Origin of the sequence: Apilactobacillus quenuiae (assembly GCF_002994005.1) — a bacterium.
Classification (GTDB): Bacteria; Bacillota; Bacilli; order Lactobacillales; family Lactobacillaceae; genus Apilactobacillus; species Apilactobacillus quenuiae.
Window position 1 is genome coordinate 261934 of record NZ_POSN01000002.1, and the last position, 19276, is coordinate 281209.

Annotated in this window: 16 protein-coding genes and 1 other annotated feature; of the genes, 5 read left to right on the forward strand and 11 right to left on the reverse strand. The window is 32.6% G+C overall.

Translation table 11 applies throughout. The features are described from left to right. Positions 1-3 precede the first annotated feature (3 nt). Positions 4-318, reverse strand: a complete 315-nt coding sequence (locus C7N44_RS03715; RefSeq protein ID WP_105956553.1) for a SemiSWEET family transporter — start codon at positions 316-318, stop codon at positions 4-6. A 175-nt stretch (positions 319-493) separates the two neighbouring features. Then, positions 494-733, forward strand: a binding site (T-box leader). Positions 734-880: 147 nt separating this feature from the next. Here C7N44_RS03715 and brnQ point away from each other — a divergent pair. Further along, positions 881-2263 (forward strand): branched-chain amino acid transport system II carrier protein, encoded by a 1383-nt coding sequence (brnQ, locus tag C7N44_RS03720; RefSeq protein WP_167387284.1) that lies wholly within the window; start codon positions 881-883, stop codon positions 2261-2263. A gap of 30 nt (positions 2264-2293) precedes the next feature. Here brnQ and C7N44_RS03725 read toward each other — a convergent pair whose 3' ends face one another. Further along, positions 2294-3262, reverse strand: a complete 969-nt coding sequence (locus tag C7N44_RS03725) for an NAD(P)-dependent oxidoreductase (protein ID WP_157945030.1) — start codon at positions 3260-3262, stop codon at positions 2294-2296. 95 nt (positions 3263-3357) lie between these two features. After that, positions 3358-3924, reverse strand: a complete 567-nt coding sequence (locus C7N44_RS03730) for a hypothetical protein (RefSeq protein WP_105956556.1) — start codon at positions 3922-3924, stop codon at positions 3358-3360. Positions 3925-4068: 144 nt separating this feature from the next. Between C7N44_RS03730 and C7N44_RS03735 the strand changes: the two genes are divergently transcribed. Both C7N44_RS03735 and C7N44_RS03740 read left to right on the forward strand, forming a co-directional pair. Continuing rightward, entirely contained in the window at positions 4069-4854 is a 786-nt protein-coding gene (locus C7N44_RS03735; RefSeq protein WP_157945031.1) for a tyrosine-protein phosphatase, read from the forward strand. A 19-nt stretch (positions 4855-4873) separates the two neighbouring features. Beyond that, positions 4874-5809: an alpha/beta hydrolase gene (locus C7N44_RS03740; RefSeq protein WP_225362935.1), complete on the forward strand. Its 936-nt coding sequence runs from the start codon at positions 4874-4876 to the stop codon at positions 5807-5809. A 39-nt stretch (positions 5810-5848) separates the two neighbouring features. Here C7N44_RS03740 and purB read toward each other — a convergent pair whose 3' ends face one another. Then, a complete protein-coding gene (gene purB / locus C7N44_RS03745; protein WP_105956558.1) occupies positions 5849-7144 on the reverse strand; it encodes an adenylosuccinate lyase in 1296 nt (431 codons plus the stop codon). Positions 7145-7404: 260 nt separating this feature from the next. Here purB and C7N44_RS03750 point away from each other — a divergent pair, with 260 nt between their 5' ends. Both C7N44_RS03750 and C7N44_RS03755 read left to right on the forward strand, forming a co-directional pair. Continuing rightward, positions 7405-8712 carry an adenylosuccinate synthase gene (locus tag C7N44_RS03750; protein WP_105956559.1) on the forward strand — a complete coding sequence of 436 codons (1308 nt, stop codon included), beginning with the start codon at positions 7405-7407 and terminating at the stop codon, positions 8710-8712. 6 nt (positions 8713-8718) lie between these two features. After that, entirely contained in the window at positions 8719-9678 is a 960-nt protein-coding gene (locus C7N44_RS03755; RefSeq protein WP_105956560.1) for a GMP reductase, read from the forward strand. A gap of 63 nt (positions 9679-9741) precedes the next feature. Here C7N44_RS03755 and C7N44_RS03760 read toward each other — a convergent pair whose 3' ends face one another. The 7 genes from C7N44_RS03760 to apf (C7N44_RS03790) form a co-directional block, all read right to left on the reverse strand. Continuing rightward, complete coding sequence (locus C7N44_RS03760) at positions 9742-10677, reverse strand: dihydroorotate oxidase (RefSeq protein WP_105956561.1); 936 nt, start codon at positions 10675-10677, stop codon at positions 9742-9744. 19 nt (positions 10678-10696) lie between these two features. Next, positions 10697-13864: a carbamoyl-phosphate synthase large subunit gene (gene carB / locus C7N44_RS03765; RefSeq protein WP_105956562.1), complete on the reverse strand. Its 3168-nt coding sequence runs from the start codon at positions 13862-13864 to the stop codon at positions 10697-10699. Next, positions 13864-14946 (reverse strand): carbamoyl phosphate synthase small subunit, encoded by a 1083-nt coding sequence (locus C7N44_RS03770; RefSeq protein WP_105956563.1) that lies wholly within the window; start codon positions 14944-14946, stop codon positions 13864-13866. The genes carB and C7N44_RS03770 overlap by 1 nt, the downstream gene beginning before the upstream one ends. Beyond that, positions 14943-16211 carry a dihydroorotase gene (locus tag C7N44_RS03775; protein WP_105956564.1) on the reverse strand — a complete coding sequence of 423 codons (1269 nt, stop codon included), beginning with the start codon at positions 16209-16211 and terminating at the stop codon, positions 14943-14945. The genes C7N44_RS03770 and C7N44_RS03775 overlap by 4 nt, the downstream gene beginning before the upstream one ends. Then, entirely contained in the window at positions 16195-17133 is a 939-nt protein-coding gene (locus C7N44_RS03780; RefSeq protein ID WP_105956565.1) for an aspartate carbamoyltransferase catalytic subunit, read from the reverse strand. The genes C7N44_RS03775 and C7N44_RS03780 overlap by 17 nt, the downstream gene beginning before the upstream one ends. Before the next feature lie 355 nt (positions 17134-17488). Continuing rightward, positions 17489-18070, reverse strand: a complete 582-nt coding sequence (gene apf / locus C7N44_RS03785) for an aggregation-promoting factor (protein WP_105956566.1) — start codon at positions 18068-18070, stop codon at positions 17489-17491. 409 nt (positions 18071-18479) lie between these two features. Beyond that, positions 18480-19103, reverse strand: coding sequence for an aggregation-promoting factor (gene apf, locus C7N44_RS03790; RefSeq protein WP_318530502.1), 624 nt, complete (start codon positions 19101-19103; stop codon positions 18480-18482). Positions 19104-19276 lie beyond the last annotated feature (173 nt).

A 19276-nucleotide genomic window follows, 5' to 3' on the forward strand; every position in this document is an offset into this window, starting at 1 on the left:
TTATTAGTGAATGAAAATAGTTATCAAAGTAACTAGTCCAAAAATAACACCAGGTACATTAGAAATAACTAGTGGCCAATCACGATAAGTCTTGAACCAACCATACAACGTCCATAAAGTAGCATTAATCGTAGCTACAAATGGTTGAATTGGACTAACTGGATTGCCTGAAAGATTTTGCATAATTTCTGGAATATATGCAATATACATTAGCGAAGAAGTCAAAATTGCAACTTTACTCATGAGTTTTAGGTTTTTAATACGTTTATCTGAAACTTCTTTACGTTTATTCTTTGGTACATAATTGTCAATCTTCATACAAAATTCTCCTTTTGGCGAGAGCCGAAAATTTGATAAAAATAAATTAACTTGTCTCGTTTAAAAGCATATGTTTATTATAACACGAGAATTATATCTATTTTAAATAAAAACACCAGCTAAAAATAACATTTGACAATTTGAAATTAAAATCTTATGATATTTTATAAATAAATCAATTGCGATGAGAAAGCTGAGTAACAAGGATGATTTTTGAAGCGAGCTTCGTTAGGTGCAAAGAAGCATTAATCTAATTGTGAAAATCCCTTTCGAGCAATGTACTTAAACGAGTGGATTAAAGTACATGGGGTACACCCCTTACAGTGTCAACGTATGATTGTACGTGGAGAGGTAGAACTATTTTATTAGATCTACAAATGTAAGGTGGTACCGTGTCACTAATGACGCCCTTAGTCCAGCAATGGATTAAGGGCGTTTTTTATTTACTCATTTATACATATTAAAAAGGAGATGATGGTTTTGGATAGTCCGATTCAGATTTTACACATAGTGATTCAATTAATAATTAACATATTTTTAAACATACCGGAGGATTTTATTCATGGAAGACTTAAACAAGAAACCATTATCTTTAAAACAATACTTAGTTGTTAGTTCATTATTATTTGCCCTATTTTTTGGTGCTGGAAATTTAATTTTCCCATTACATTTGGGACAACTATCCGGGGCTAACTGGTGGTTAGCAATGCTTGGCTTTTTATGTACAGCAGTTGTTTTGCCTCTATTATCAGTCCTTGCAATTAGTGTTACTCATTCCAAAGGCGTTTATGATATCGGAAAACCATTAGGTGGAGCCTTTGCACTAGTATTTATGGTATTAATTCATGCTACCATCGGTCCTTTATTTGGTACTCCCAGAACTGCAACTGTTCCATTTAGTGTTGGAGTACAACCACTATTACCTACTAAGTATGGTCATTTAGGATTATTGATATTTTCATTTTTATTCTTCTTGACTGCATTTTTACTTTCATATAAAGAATCTAGCATCATGAAAAGCATTGGTAAATTATTAAACCCAATTTTCTTGTTATTACTATTTGCAGTCTTTTTATTAGGATTCCTTCATCCTATGGGCAATGCATCCACTCAAGCTGCCACTGCAGCTTACAAAAATGGATCATTCTTCAATGGATTCTTACAAGGATATAACACGATGGATGCGCTTGCTGGTTTAGCGTTCGGCGTTACTGTTGTGACTGCCGTTAATCAATTAGGTAAAACTAATCCATTAAGTAATGCTAAGGTCACTGCTAAAGCTGGCCTAATTGCTGAAGGTTTAGTAGCTGCTATCTATGTTGTTTTAGTATGGTTAGGCGCTACTACTTTAAATAAATTCAAAGGTTCTGCCGATGGTGGCACTGCTTTTAATCAATTAATGGGTTATTATATGGGAAATATTGGACATGCATTATTAGCTACCCTATTAACATTAACCTGTTTAACTACTGCAATGGGTTTGGTAGCTGCATTTGCTCAAGATTTTCATAAACATTTTTCATTTTTGAGTTATCGACAATGGTTAAGCTTAATGTGTTTAGCATCATTTACAACCGCAAACTTTGGATTAGATACCATTATTCAATGGTCTACTCCTATGTTGATGTTCTTATATCCATTCGCAATGGTATTAATCTTATTATCTGTATTTTCACCATTATTTAAGCATGATCTAATTGTTTATCTATTTGTTGTATTATTTACAGCCGTTCCTGCATTAATGGATATGATTTCATCATTTCCACCAGTTATTTCTCAAAGTGTATTTGGCAATGCAGTAACTAGTTTTCAACAAAGCTATCTTCCATTAGCATCTATCGGGATGGACTGGGTAGTTCCAGCTATTGTTGGACTATTTATTGGATTAGTAGTTCATCTTTTCAAAAAAGATAAAAATAATATTACACAGGAAATTAAAGACTAAAAAAGAAGTTGCTCAACGGCAACTTCTTTTTTAGTAACCTGCAACAAGGTTCACTAAATTTTTATTTGGTTTGCCATAAGAATTAAAGGCTTGCATATTTTCATCTAAGATAGCTAATGATTCATCCATGTATTCTGCATGTAATCCTGAAATATGTGAAGTAATTAAAACATTATCCATCTTCCATAATGGACTATCATCAGGTAACGGTTCAGGATCAGTAACATCCAATGCAGCTGCCCCCAAATTTTGATCATATAAAGCATTAACTAAATCTGCAGTAACGGTGCTTGGTCCACGCCCTATACTAATAAACATTGGTTGGTTATTCAAAGCATTGAAAAACTTTTCATTATAGTAATGGAAAGTACTATCACTTAAAGGAAGTGCATTAATAATAATATCAGCATTTAAAACACGATTGTCAGTCATGATATCGTCCATACTAACAGTTTGTGCAAATCCTTTAGCTGGATGGCCACTATGATTAACACCAATAGTTTCAGATCCAAAAGCATCTAACAACTCAGCGGTTCTACCACCAATATGACCAGTTCCAAATACAACTGCTTTTTTACCATTAATCATCTTAGGCATTGTAGATGGTTGATACCATGATCTTTTACGTGCAGCTTCATTAATATCACGGTAATTTCCTAAAATCATCCCAATAACAGTTTCAGAGATTGGTTCTGCATGAATACCACTAACTGTGGTTAAATAAATATCTTTATCTTTCAGTTGATCTAATGGATAATAATCAACGCCTGCAGATAAAGCTTGAATCCATTTTAATTGAGCATTGTCACTAGTTAAAATTTTATCTAAAATCTTTTTATTATAACCAACTAAAATATCAATACTATCTAAGACATTTTGAGATAACGATTGATCTTCATAATAGATATTATCATTATCAAAATTATCATTTTCTTTGAAATTATCCTTAATTTTATCAATATCAAAATTGGTATTTGGTGCAGCAACTAAAATATTCAATTTATCACCCTCCTTATACAATATATAAGGATAAGTGAATAAATACAATTATTTTACTTAAAAATGCACTCATATTAGTGAGTGCATCTTTCAATTTATCTATTATTTTGCTTAATATCAAAATTAGCATGTCTAGTATAATCTTTAACGTTATGACCTAGTTGATAGTGTAATTTATGTGGATAAATATTTACATTATATTCATAATATTGATGTTGATTATCTGGCTTGCCATTTTCGTCAGTACCGGAATATTCTACTCCACGAATCTTGTATTGATGACCGCCTGAGTACATGTAATGAATATTGAACAAACCTTTAGCAAATTGGGGAGTAAAAGTACCATCCACATTATCAGTAAAATAATTGCCAGCACTTTGATTTGCATTATATTTTATATAAGCATTATATCTTGGATTAGAATCATTGTGATACCAAGTACCACGAATTTGTTTAGGTGTCCCTTTATACCATTTATTAATGGCTGGTTTAAAAGCATGTTTCTTTGCCTTTTTATGTATACTCTTTTTCTTGTTTACTACTTTATGTACTCGCTTATGGTGATTAGCATTAGCTAAAACATTACTATTTTCTGCCAAACCTATGCATAACAATGAACTAGCAGTAACTAATGAAATTGAAATTAGTTTTTTAAATTTCATAAAATGATCTCCTTATTAATTAATAGAATACATATTATAACTTACCACAAAATAATCTTTTATTAAAATATCAATATACTTTCAATAGTATCAAAATTCTTTTACAATTAAATATAAATATGAACACGATTAATGAGGGATAAAATGGAAAACAAAAGAATTTTAGACATTAAAAATGGTTATAATTTTAGAGAATTAGGTGGTTACCCTACCAAAGATGGTAGAAAAATCAAATGGAATAAACTGATTCGTTCAGGCGAACTATCAGAATTATCCCACACTGATCAAAGATATCTAACAGAATATGGGGTTAAATATGATGTTGATTTGCGTTCAGACCTAGAACGTAATAATGCTGCCGACAAAACTTTACCCAAAACTCATTTTATTTCTAATCCTGTTTTCAATACTGGTCATGATAAAACAGATGAACAATATGCTAAACAGTATAGTAATAATTCAGATTTAGGCATTAATAATATGATTTTGTCTTATCAAAGTATGGTTACTGAAGATAGTGCAAAAATAGCATTTAGAAGATTATTCAATATTTTATTAAAGAATGATGAAGATAATAGTTCTGTTTTATTTCATTGTGCTCAAGGTAAGGACCGTACTGGTCTATCCGCTGCCTTTATATTATTTGCACTTGGCGTTAATGAAAAAGACATAAAAAAAGACTACTTAATATCGAAAGAACAAATGAAACCATATATTCAATTAAAAATTAACGAATATGCTAAATATGGGATGAATAATATTTTAAAAAATAATTTAACCAATCTATATAGTGTCGATGAAAAATATTTTGATGCTGCAATGGATAAGATAAAAAAAGAATATGGCAATATCAATAACTTTTTGCATCAATTTATTGGGTTGTCTGATAAGGAAATTAATAAGTTAAGAGACATCTATTTAACAAATTAATTAGTAAGGAGAAATGATGATGAGTTTTAAAAAAACTGCAACTGCAATTGGAATGTTATCTGCAACTGTTGGCATTGGTGTTTTTACTTTCAGTGAATATTTATTCAAATTAGGGATGAGTCGTAAAGATGCTGAACCAGTTCCTCAAACTAATCAATTAAAATTTGCCTATGAATATTATCGATATGTAGATTGGTTTCATGCTATTCCTAAAGACGAATGGATTTTGCATGAAGAAGAAACCGGTGAGAAGATGGTAGCATCTTACATTCCTGCTAAGAAAAACACAAAAAAAACAATTATCATGGCTCATGGTGTTGGTTGTAATCGTGAAACGATGGCTAACTTTGTAAAGCTATATCATGAGCTAGGTTTTAATGTTTTAGCACCTGATGATCGAGCACATGGTGATAGTGACGGTAAATATGTTAGCTATGGATGGAACGATCGTGTTGATTATAAGCGTTGGATTAATATGGTTTTATATAAAGTTGGTTTAGATGCTGAAATATTAATGTTTGGCATTAGTATGGGAGCTGGAATTGTAACTATGCTTAGTGGTGAAAAACTACCAAAGCAAGTCAAAGCGATGATCGCAGATTGTGGTTATACAAATGTTGGTGATGAGTTTAACTACCTATTAAAAGAGAGATTCCATTTGCCTGCTTATCCATTTGAACCATTAGTTAGTGCTATCAATTGGCATCGCGTTGGGTATCGCTTGCACAATGCTTCTTGTACCGATGCATTAAAGAAAAACACTTTGCCTACATTGTTCATTCATGGTGGTAGTGATATTTATGTTCCATCTTATATGTCATGCATTAACTACAATGCTTCTAAGGGCCCTAAGCAACTATGGATTGTCCCAAATGCCGGTCATGAAGAAAGTTTTTGGAGTGACCCTATCACTTATAAAGAAAAAGTTAAAGAATTTATTCATACTTATATGTAATTAAAAATGCTTAGAATAATAATTCTAAGCATTTTTATATTATATTAATCCAATACGTTTAAAAATATTCTCAACACGACGAATATGATAATGATAATCAAATGCATCTTCAATTTCAACATTAGACAACTTTTCCCTAATTTTTTCATTATTTTCAACTAAGGGTTTAAATTGCTTATCTTCATCCCATGAAATAGCAGTCAATGGCTGCACTAAATCATAAGCTTGTTCTCTAGACATTCCCGCATCAATTAATTTCAACATTACTCTTTGTGAATAAATCAATCCATTCGTAGCATTTAGATTTTTCTTCATTCTTTCTGGGAAAACATCTAGATTTGCAACAATTTTATTAAAACGGTGCAACATATAATCTAATAAGATGGTAGTATCTGGTAAAATAATACGTTCAGCAGATGAATGTGAAATATCTCTTTCATGCCACAAAGGAATATCTTCATATGCAGTCATGATATGTCCACGAACGACTCTGGCCAATCCACAAATGTTTTCAGAACCAATTGGATTTCTTTTATGTGGCATTGCAGAAGAGCCTTTTTGACCCTTAGCAAAGTGTTCTTCAACTTCATGAATTTCAGATCTTTGCAAACTACGAATCTCAGTTGCAAATTCTTCAAGACTAGTAGCAATCAAGCCCAAGCATGCAATATAGTCAGCATGTAAATCACGCGGTAAGATTTGACTAGTAATTTCTTGAGCTCGAATTCCTAACTTATTACATACATACTTTTCAACAAATGGATCAACATTTGCAAAGGTTCCAACAGCTCCAGATATCTTACCTGCTTCCACTTCTTTTGCAGCCATTTCAAAACGCTTCATGTTACGTTTCATTTCTGAATACCAACGGGCAACCTTTAACCCAAAGGTAGTTGGTTCGGCTTGTACTCCATGAGTACGCCCCATCATTACAGTATCTTTATATTCAATTGCCTTTTTAGCAATCGTGTTTGTCAATTCTTCAATATCTTGTTTTAAAATCGCATTGGCTTGCTTTAATCGATATCCTTGAGCAGTATCTACTACATCAGTACTGGTCATTCCAAAATGAATCCATTTCTTTTCAGGTCCTAATGACTTTGAAACATCACGTGTAAATGCAACTACATCATGATGAGTAACTGCCTCAATTTTAGCAATTTCTTTTTCATCAAATGCAGCATTCTCACGAATCTTTTTTACATCGTCCTCTGGAACCTCGCCTAATTTAGCCCATGCTTCATCAACAGCAATTTCTACTTCTAACCATGAAGCATACTGATTATGTTTAGACCAAACTGAGCCCATTTTTTCTCTTGTATAACGACCAATCATTAATGCCAACTCCTTAATAAAAATCATTTAACATGCTTATTTTAGCATATATTGTTCGTCTTTTCATATTATATTTCATTTTTTAATTTATAAATTAATCAGTAATATACAAAAGACGAAATATTTTATACTATTTTTGTAATATAGTTCTTGATTTATTTTTATAAACTGTTAAAATTCTTTCTTGGAGTGTTATTTAATACTCTAGTTAAATTATAAACTATAAAACTAACTATACTTAAAAATTTGAGGTGGACTTTATGTCATCAATCGTAATCGTAGGTAGTCAATGGGGAGACGAAGGAAAGGGAAAAATCACTGACTTTTTAAGTCAAGATGCTAACATGATTGTTAGATATTCTGGTGGTGACAATGCCGGACACACCATCGTAATCGATGGTAAAAAATTTCACTGTCGGCTTATTCCATCTGGAATCTTCTACTCTGACAAACTAAGTGTGATTGGGAATGGCGTAGTCGTTAATCCAAAAACATTGCTTCAAGAAATGAACTATTTAAAAGAAAACGGTTTGAGTTATGAGGGCTTAAGAATATCTTCCAGAGCTCAAGTCATCATGCCATATCATATTTTATTTGATAAATTACAAGAAAAAGCTAAAAAAGTTAAGTTAGGCACTACCCATAAAGGAATTGGTCCTGCTTACATGGATAAGTTAGAGCGAATTGGTATTCGCATAGCTGACCTAATTAATAAGGAAACCTTTGCAAGAAAATTACATCAAGCCCTAGACATCAAAAATAATATTTTAGACAAAATGTATGATTTAGAACCTTTTGATTTTAATGAAATTTTTAACGAATATTATGCAATGGGACAAAAAATTAAGCCTTATGTTTGTGATATTTCATTGTTAATCAATGAATATTTAGATCAAGGTAAAAAAGTTTTATTTGAAGGTGCGCAAGGTTCAATGCTAGACATTGACCAAGGTACTTACCCATTCGTTACATCATCGAATCCAATTGCTGGAAATGCAGCTATTGGAACTGGAATTGGACCTAGTCGAATTGATTCAGTTGTTGGAGTATGTAAAGCATATACTTCACGTGTTGGAGAAGGTCCTTTCCCTACTGAACTTTTTGATGAAAAAGGTGACCATATCAGAGATGTTGCTCATGAATATGGAGTGGTTACTAAAAGACCCCGTAGAATTGGTTGGTTAGATACAGTGGTGTTAAAACATGCTGCTAGAATTTCTGGCTTTACTCACCTTTCATTGAATTGTTTAGATGTATTATCTGGATTTAAAACTGTTCCTGTATGTACTGCCTATGAATATGAAGGCAAAGTTTTAAATTATTATCCTGCTAATTTAGATATCTTAGATAAATGTAAACCTATCTATGAAGAAATGCCGGGATGGGATGAAGACATTACGCAATGTAAAACAGTTGATGAACTACCTGAAAATGCTAAAAATTATTTAAAACGAGTTGCAGAACTAGTCAGCGTTAACCTATGTACTTTTGCCGTTGGCCCTGATCGTGAGTCCACAAACATTTTAAAAAATGTCTGGGAAGAAAATGAAGCTGAAGAAGTGAGGTAAACAATTATGCAAACTTTTGATTATAATAATGTTCAACTATTGCCTGAAAAATGTATTATTAAAAGTCGGAAAGAAGCTGACACCACCATTAAATTTGGTCCTCATACTTTTAAGTTACCAGTAGTTCCTGCCAATATGGAAACCGTCATTGATGAAAATTTGGCAACTTGGTTAGCAAGTAATGATTATTTCTATGTAATGCACCGTTTTCAACCAGCAGAACGTTTAACTTTTGTTAAAAATATGCATGCAAAAAAGCTATTTGCTTCAATTAGTGTTGGTATTAAAGCTTCGGAATATAAATTCATTGATGAACTAAAAGATGCTAATGAGACTCCTGAGTATATTACAATTGATGTCGCTCATGGGTATTCAGATTTCGTTATCAAAATGATTCACTACATTAAAGCTAATTTACCTAAAGCTTTCTTAATCGTAGGAAACTTAGGTACTCCCGATGCTGTTCGTGAAATTGAACGAGCTGGTGCAGACGCTACTAAAATTGGTATTGGGCCTGGAAAAGCATGTATTACTAAATACAAAACTGGTTTTGGTACTGGTGGTTGGCAATTATCAGCACTTAAATGGTGTTCAAAAGTAGCCACTAAGCCCATGATTGCTGATGGTGGTATTAGAACTAATGGTGATTTAGCTAAATCAATTAAATTTGGTGCTTCCATGATTATGGTTGGATCAATGTTTGCTGGTCATTTGGAATCGCCTGGTGAAATTGTTGAAAAAGATGGTAAAAAATTCAAACAATACTGGGGATCTGCATCAGCCAAACAAAAAGGTGCTCGTCACAATGTTGAAGGTCGTCAACTATTAATTCCATATCGCGGAAAAATGGAAGATACTTTAACAGAAATGCAAGAAGATTTACAATCAGCTATTTCATATGCTGGTGGTAAAGATTTAATGGCTTTACGCAAAGTTAACTACGTATTGGTTGATAGTATTGACTAAATAATTAAAGCAAAAGTAGCTTAACAATTATTATTGTTAAGCTCTTTTTTGTTTTTAAAATGTTTACATTATTTTTAATTTACCTCTAAAATCATCTAATGAATGATAACCCTTACGTTCCATTATTTCACTTAATTCTTTATTAATTCGTCGAAAGGATCCAAGTCCTTCTTCATATAACTGTGTTCCAATCGATACCATATTTGCACCACACAAGATGTGAGCAAAAGCATCCCTACCACTAGTAACGCCACCAGTACCAATAATATCAATTGATGAATTTAATCGCTGGCGCAATGCTCGAACATTAGCTAGTGCAGTGGGTAATGCAATGGAACCACCGACTCCACCAAAGCCTCCTTTGGGTTTTAATACCGTCATTTCACTTTCAATATCAACCCACATTCCATTACCAATGGAATTAATAGTATTCACATGACTTAACGGATATTGATTCAAGATTTCAGCAATCCTATCAAAGTGAACTAAGTCAAAGTATGGTGGTAATTTAATGCCTAATGGCTTTTTAAAGAAAGCAAAAATTTCTTTTAACATTTGATCAGACCCTGCAAAATCATATGCCATTTGTGGTTTCCCGATAACATTAGGACAAGAAAGGTTTAATTCTGTTAATCCTTGATAATCAGAATTTTGGATTTGATGTAGTAAGTCTAAATCTTCATCTTTGGACATCCCTGCCACTGACAAAATCATAGGTTTTTGCATTTTTGCATGCGTTACATAGTCTAAATAGAATTCGAATCCCTCATTTGGTAATCCCATGGAATTAATCGATCCTGCCGGTAGTGAATGATAACGAGGTAACGGATTTCCAAAACGACTATTAGGAGTTGCACTCTTAGTAACTAGTCCTCCTGAAAACTGATCATGCCTTAAATCATCCAATTCTTCCTTACTTTGACAATGGACACCAGATGCATTTAAGAAAAGATTTTTAAATTGAAACTTTTGAATTTTAGATGCTAAATTAACAGTCATATGAAATATTCCTCCTATATTATAATGCGGTTACATCAAATGCTTGAGCTTCAAGGACCGTTAGCAATGATGAAACCGTATCTAAAGCGGTAAATAATGGCACTGAACTTTCAATTGCAGCGCCTCTAATTTTAGCTTCATCATCAAAAGTAGTGTTGGAATTATCAATTGTATTCACAACAAGTTGTACATGGTGTTTGTATAGCTCAGTTACTGGGTTAATCACATCATCGTTAGCTACTTTACCGACACATTTAGTTTTTAAATCATACTTTTCAAAATATTCTTGGGTATTTTTAGTGGCTTCAATTTGAAAACCAAGATGACGGAAACGTTTTGCTAAGTTCACAGCTGTTGCTTTATCTTTATCACAAACCGTAAATAAAACCGTCCCAGTATTAGGTATTTGTATACCTGAAGCGATAAAAGATTTATATAATGCCTTAGAAAAGCTCTTATCTGAGCCCATCGCTTCACCAGTGGATTTCATTTCTGGTCCTAGAGTATTATCTACCATTGGTAATTTGGAGAAGCTAAAGACTGGTGATTTAACACTAATTCTTTTAGCTTGCTCCACTAATCCAGTTTGATACCCCAAATCTGCAAGCTTATGATTCAACATAATTTTAGTTGCTAATTGAGTCATTGGTACTTTAGTAACTTTAGACATAAATGGTATCGTTCTTGAGGCTCGCGGATTAACTTCAATTACATATGCTTTCCCATCTTTAATAACAAATTGTACATTCATTAACCCCTTAGTATCTAAAGCTTTAGCTAAATGAATCGCATCTCCTTCAATTTGTTCTTGTACACTTCTATGCATTTGTTGTGGTGGATAAACACCCATCGAATCTCCAGAATGGATTCCGGCTCTTTCAATATGTTCCAAAATGCCAGGAATTACTATGGTGTCTCCATCAGAGATAACATCAACTTCTGCTTCTGACCCTAAAAGATAAGAATCAATTAATACAGGATGATCATTAGATACCTTAACTGCATTGTGCATGTAGTGATTTAATTCATCATCACTATTTACAATCTCCATTGCTTTGCCACCTAAAACATACGATGGTCTAATCATAACTGGATAACCAATTTTATTAGCAATTTTTAAAGCTTCGGTTGTATCAGTCGCTGTATCACCTTTTGGTTGAGGTAGATTTATTTTTTTAATAATTTCATCAAATTGGTGGCGATCTTCGGCACGATTAATATTATCAACAGTCGTTCCTAATATTTTTACACCCCTTTTATGAAGTGCTTCAGCCAAGTTAATAGCCGTTTGCCCACCGAATTGTAAAATCACTCCTTCTGGCTGTTCTAAATCCACTACATTTAAAACATCTTCCAAGGTTAATGGTTCAAAGTATAATTTATCTGAAATGGAAAAATCAGTAGATACTGTTTCAGGATTCGAATTCATAATAATGGCTTCATAACCCATTTGTTGAATGGTTTGAACACCATGAACAGTCGCGTAATCGAATTCTACACCTTGTCCAATTCGAATAGGACCTGAACCTAAAACTAATACTGATGGTTTACTAGTTTTAATGGATTCATTTTCTTGTTCATAAGTAGAATAATAATAAGGCGTATGCGATTCGAATTCACCAGCAGAAGTATCTACCATCTTATAAACTGGCGTAATGTCATTTTGTTTTCTTAAATCACGAATCTCATCACTATTTTGATGCCATAATTGAGCAATTTCTTCATCATTAAAGCCATATTGTTTAGCAATTTCTAATAGTTCAATTGAATGATCAGTTTTCAATGAATTTTCAATTTCAATAATATGTTTAATTTTATCTAAGAAGAAAATATTAATCTTTGTTATTCTAGATATTTCTTCAATAGTTACATTACGGCGAATTAATTCTGCAATTTCAAAAATTCGATTATCAGTAGCTGGCATGAGATTATTTATTAAATCTTTCGTTGTAGTATCTTGATAATCTTCATTATTTTTACCAATTTCTAGTGAGCGAATGGCTTTTAATAATGATTCTTCAAAAGTTCTACCAATTGCCATAACTTCACCAGTCGCCTTCATTTGCGTACCTAAATGATTGTCTGCACTAGTAAATTTATCAAATGGCCAACGTGGAATTTTGGTGACAACATAATCCAAAGCTGGTTCAAATTGGGCTAATGTAGTTTGCGTAATAGGATTATTAATTTCATCTAGATTTAAGCCAACTGCAATTTTTGCCGCTAATTTAGCAATTGGATAGCCAGTAGCCTTAGAAGCTAATGCAGATGAACGAGATACTCTAGGATTAACTTCAATAATGTAATATTGCATGCTTTCTTTACTTAAAGCCATTTGAACATTACATCCACCTTCAATATGTAAGTTCCTAATTATTTTTAATGCGGCATCACGCATCATTTCATATTCACGATCAGATAGGGTTTGCACAGGCGAAGTCACAATTGAATCTCCTGTATGAATACCAACTGGATCCACATTTTCCATTGAACAAACAATCATGGCATTATCTTTATGATCACGCATAACTTCCATTTCAATTTCTTTATATCCCATAATAGAACGTTCAACTAAAATCTGATTAATTGGTGATAATCTTAATCCATTATGAGCAATTTCTTTAAATTCGTCTAAATTATATGCAAATCCTCCACCAGTACCTCCTAAAGTATAAGCAGGTCTGATTACAAGTGGGAAACCAATTTTGTTAGCAAATTCGACCGCTTCATCAATATTATTTACCGTTTTTGATTCTGGAACTGGTTCCGAAATTTGAAGCATTAGTTCTTTAAATCGCTCACGATCTTCAGCTTCTTCAATTGAATCTAATTTAGTACCTAATAGTTCAACATGAAATTCTTTTAAGATTCCTGAATCAGCTAATTCTTTAGCCATATTTAAACCGGTTTGGCCTCCTAAAGTTGGTAGAATGGCATCTGGCAATTCCTGGCGGATAATTTTGCTAACGAAGTCAACGGTTATTGGTTCAATAAAAACCTTATCAGCAATTTCCGTGTCAGTCATAATGGTCGCTGGATTAGAATTGATCAAGATTACTTGATAACCCTCTTCTTTCAATGAAAGGCAGGCTTGTGAACCAGAATAATCAAATTCTGCTGCTTGACCAATCACAATTGGACCTGATCCAATAACTAAAATCTTTTTAATATCTGTACGCTTTGGCATTATTTATTCCCCGCTTTCTGATTAACCTTCATTGCATCAATAAATTCATCAAATACATATTCAGCATCATGAGGTCCAGGCGAAGCATCAGGATGATATTGTACTGAAAAAGCCGGACAATTTTTTAATTTAAGACCTTCAACCGTTCCATCATTAATTTCTCGTTGTGTAACTTCTAAATCAGTATTTTTTAATGATGCTTCTTCAACTGCATAACCATGATTTTGCGAAGTGAAGTTAGTTCTAGTTTGATTTTTATCTTTTACAGAATGATTAAATCCACGATGACCAAATTTCATTTTGTATGTTTTCGCTCCGTTGGCTAAAGCAAATAATTGATGTCCCATACAAATACCTAAAACTGGCAATTTTGCTTCTAATTTTTTGATTGTTGGTAAAGCATATGAAATATTTAATGGATCGCCCGGACCATTTGATAGTAATAAACCATCTGGATTAATTTTCATAATTTCTTCAGCGCTAGTATCAGAAGGAAAAACAATCACATTAACATTCCGTTTAGCTAAAGCTCTTAAAATAGAATCCTTTAGGCCAAAATCTAGCATCGCTACTCTTAATCCACTATTGGGTGCTTGATAAATACTATTCGTCGATGCCATTTGAGCAGACGATATTGCTAATGGTCTTTCAAAAGCTTCATGAATAACTTTTTCATCTAAACTATCTACAACAACAGCTTCCATCGACCCTTGCGATCTTAATTCCTTAGATAATGCTCTGGTGTCAATGCATGAAATACCTGGTAAATCTTCTATTTCAGCATAACGAGTTAAGGTCATCTGACTTCGCCAGTTTCCAGTTAATCGAGCAGTTTCTTTAACAATAATTGCATTTACTGTTGGATGTAAACTTTCCATATCGTCACGGTTAATTCCATAGTTACCAATTAATGGATAAGTAAATACCAACATTTGCCCGTAATAACTAGCATCAGTCATACTTTCTTGATATCCGGTCATCCCAGTAGAAAAAACTAATTCCCCATGAACTATTTTTTTAGAACCAAAACCATTACCTTTATAGATAGATCCATTTTTTAGTACTAAATATCGTTTCATTATTCATTACCTCCACTTTCATAAGCCAGTTTACCGTCAACAAATGTTGCCATCGTCTTACCATAAACTTTTTCACCAATGAATGGTGAATTCTTACCTTTGGATAAAAATGTATTTACATCAATCCTATATGGATCATCTAAGTTCATAATTGTTAAATTTGCTGGTGCACCAACCTTAATTTCACCGGCATCAATATTAAATTGTTGAGCTGGATTTTTACTCATCCAATTTATTAAAGTTTGCATATTAACTAAACCACTTTTTACAAAATGCGTATAAATTAGACTAAAAGCAGTCTCTAAGCCAACAATGCCAAACGAAGCAGTTAACATTGATCCTGATTTTTCTTTTTCACTATGCGGAGCATGATCAGTCGCTATCATATCGATAGTGCCATCTAGTAATCCACCAATTAAGGCTTTACGATCAGATAGGGTTCTAAGCGGTGGGTTCATTTTCATCATTGGATTATTCATCTCAATCATCTCGTCATCTAATAATAAGTGATGTGGTGAAACTTCAGCAGTTACATTAACACCTTCTTTCTTGGCCATTCTTAGTAAATTTACTGATTCTTTAGTTGAAATATGGGCAACATGATAGTGAACTCCTGAGGCTTTAGCTAAAACTAAGTCTCGTGCTAACTGACTAGTCTCTGATAATGAGTTCATCCCTGGTAAGCCTAATTTCTTAGCAGCTGATCCTGCATTCATCACACCACCATTGATTAAACTATCATCTTCAACATGAGCAGAAATGGGCTTATTAACTACTTTTGCTTGAAGCATAGCTTGATACATCGTTTCAGCATCTTGAACTCCATGTCCATCATTTGTAAATCCAATTGCCCCTAAATCAGCCATCTCTTCAATGTTAGTTGTTTTGTATGAAATTAAATTACTCGAGATGGCAGCAAATTGATAAATATGAACTAAACTTTTATTTTTATTATTTTCAATCTGGCCTTTTAAAATCTCAGGATTATCAACAACTGGCTTTACATTAGGCATTGCAAATACACTAGTAAAGCCACCATGTGCAGCTGCCATACTGCCCTTTTCAATAGTTTCTTTATAAGTTAAACCCGGATCTCTAAAGTGGACATGTACATCAACTAATCCTGGCAAAATAGTATGATATTTGGCATCAAAGATTCTAGCATCATCTTCAATAATTTCCGGTTCAATTGCATTAATAATGCCATGTTCTAGCAAAATATCAACTAAATTATTTTTTAAAAGCGCATGCTTAATTAAAATTTTCATCGTTATTATCTCCTAAATATTTGTCCAATACGGTTGTTAGAATTGCCATTCTTGCGTAAACTCCATTATGCATTTGCTGAAAAATTCTAGATTTTGATGATTCCACTAATTTTGAAGCAATTTCCACATCACGATTGACTGGTGCAGGATGCATAATAATTGCATTGGATTTCATTCTTGATGCTCTTTTAGTAGTCAATCCATACTTTTTAAAGTAGTCAGGAGCGGTAAATGATGAGACTAACTCTTGATTCAATCTTTCTAGTTGTACTCTTAACACCATTACAACATCTAATTTCTCGATAATTTCATCAATAGTTACATAGGTGCCAAATTTATCAAAATATTTTGGATACCATTCTTTAGGTCCGGCAAAATATATGTTTGCACCTAATCTTTGTAAAATTTCTGCATCAGATCTAGCAACTCTCGAATGTGCTAAATCACCGATAATCCCAATGTGCAATCCAGTAAATTTATGAAATTCATCATCAATAGTTACTAAATCTAGTAAACTTTGTGAGGGATGTTGACCACTACCGTCACCAGCATTGACTAATGAAACGTTGATGTTAGGATCCTTAGTTAATTCCTGATACCAACCGGTAGTTTTATGTCTAATCACTAAGCAGTTCATTCCAATTGCTTGCAGCGTTTTAATAGTATCTGATAAAGATTCACCCTTTTGCATTGAACTGGTTTGCGGATTAATATTGAAGGTTTGCATTCTTAATTTACGTTGCGCCATTTCAAATGATGTATGTGTTCTGGTACTATTCTCAAAAAATAAATTAGCCACATATAATGGTCTTTTAAAATTAATCTGCTTACCTTTTCTAAATTCATGTGCCAATAAAATCATTAGTTTGATTTCATCATTTGATAAATCGTTGATATTTAAAAAGTTGCTGTCTAAATTCATTACAAATCCTCTCAAAAATTATAAAAAAGCACCTTACTATACAGAGCAGGGTGCTTTAGATGGACTGATATTGTTTCTTAAATCCAATGTACCCTCTCTGGAGTAACTTAATTGAAATAAAAAAGACTTTCTGAAAATTCAGAAAGTCCCAAGGATGGTCTAGAAGTATCCACTTATTTACCATATTTATAACCCTTGGTGACTCTCTGGTCAACTATTAAAAGGTCTTTCGTATTTATTATTTATAATAATATCACAAATTTTAAGATTTACAAGGCACAAAAAAAGACATGGATAAAAACTCCATATCTTTTTTATCAAATGAGTAATTATAGTTAATTGTTAAGATTAAATCTTAGTACCAACCATTTTGTTGCCAGAATGATTGAGCATTTTCCCATGAACCATAACGTGAAGTAACGTATTGATTAGCAACTCTTTCTTGGTTAGCTGCTGAATAGTCACCATTTAAGTAACTCTTATCTAATTGGTAACGACCATAGTATTGACCATTTGATGCACCATATGAACCACTTGATTCCCTATTAGCAATCCATTCCTTAGCTGAGTTACTGCCAGTTGAAGCAGATGTATCTTGAGTAGTTGCTGATTGTGTTTGTTGAGCTGGTTGAGCTTGAGTTTTATTTGCTTGTACTGATTGTGATTGAGTAGTAGTTTGTTGACTACTTGTGTTGGTAGCATTACCAGGCAATACTAATTGTTCACCAACATAAATCATAAAATCAGATGTTTTATTGTTTGCTTGTTCTAATGAATCTAATGAAATGTTATGTTGTTGAGCTAAGCTCCATAGAGTATCACCAGATTTAACAGTAATTTTTGCTTGATCTGCATTAGAATTTGTAGTCTGATCAGCATTTGCAGAACCAGCACTTGCGATAAATAAACCTGCAGCAGCTGCAGTTACAACTAACATTGACTTAATATTGTTTAACTTAATAATAATAATTCACTCCTATAAAATCTATATCTTGTAATTCGATAATTTTCCAAAGTGTTAATCGCTATTGATTAACTGTTTCATATAGTACATGCTAATCATTACATAGACTTCTCATCAAAATTAAAATAATCGCTTTTTTCGTAATAATGTCTTACTTATGTAATATAAAGACATATTATTTGATAAAAACGTTATCAAATCAACTTTTTAAAATTAACTAGAATCACTTAAAAATATAAAATATTAATTAATTTTTTATAAATAAAGGTTGATTTTTGAAAAAATACAACAAAATAAAAAAATTATACAGTTTTAGAAGTCTTATAATATAGAAAAAATGCATCGAAATTAATCGATGCATTTTTTTAATTGATATTTCTAATTAATACCAACCATTTTGTTGCCAGAAAGATTTAGCATTGTCCCATGAACCATAACGTGAGTTAACATATTGATCAGCTGTTCTTTCTTGATTAGCTGCAGAATAGTCACCATTTAATGAAGCTTTAGATATTTGGTATTTACCATAATATTGTCCATTGGAAGCTCCATATGAACCACTTGATTCATGAGATGCAATCCAATCTTTAGCAGAGTTAGAACTGCTAGAAGTATTAGTAGAACTATTAGTTGATTGAGTCTGGTTATTAGTTTGTTGTGAAGATTGTGCTTGTTGTGGTTGTACTTGCACATTATCACTAGTACTTGTTACTTGAGTAGTACCTGGTAATACTAATTTTTCTCCAACATAAATAGTATTATTTGAAACATTTTGATTAGCTTGTTTCAAAGCATCTAATGAAACATTATGTTTTTGAGCTAAAGCCCATAATGAATCACCAGATTTAACAGTAACTGTTTGTGTTTGTTGTGAATTAGAATTTGTGTTTTGATCCGCATTAGCGGCAGTGCCCCCTGCAATGAATAATCCAGCAGCGGCAACAGTTGCAAATAAAATTGATTTGATATTGTTTGATTTAAAAATAAAATCACTCCTGTAAGAAATCTTAAATACGTTTTGTTTTCAATTGTTGTTTCTTAACCTTCGTCAATCAACTGACAACATAGTACAATTATTTTTTTACATACAAGTTTCAAAAACGTTAAAAAATAAGGATTTCATGTAACAATGTTTTAATTATGTAACTTTTTGAAACTACATTCACAATTATACTTGTA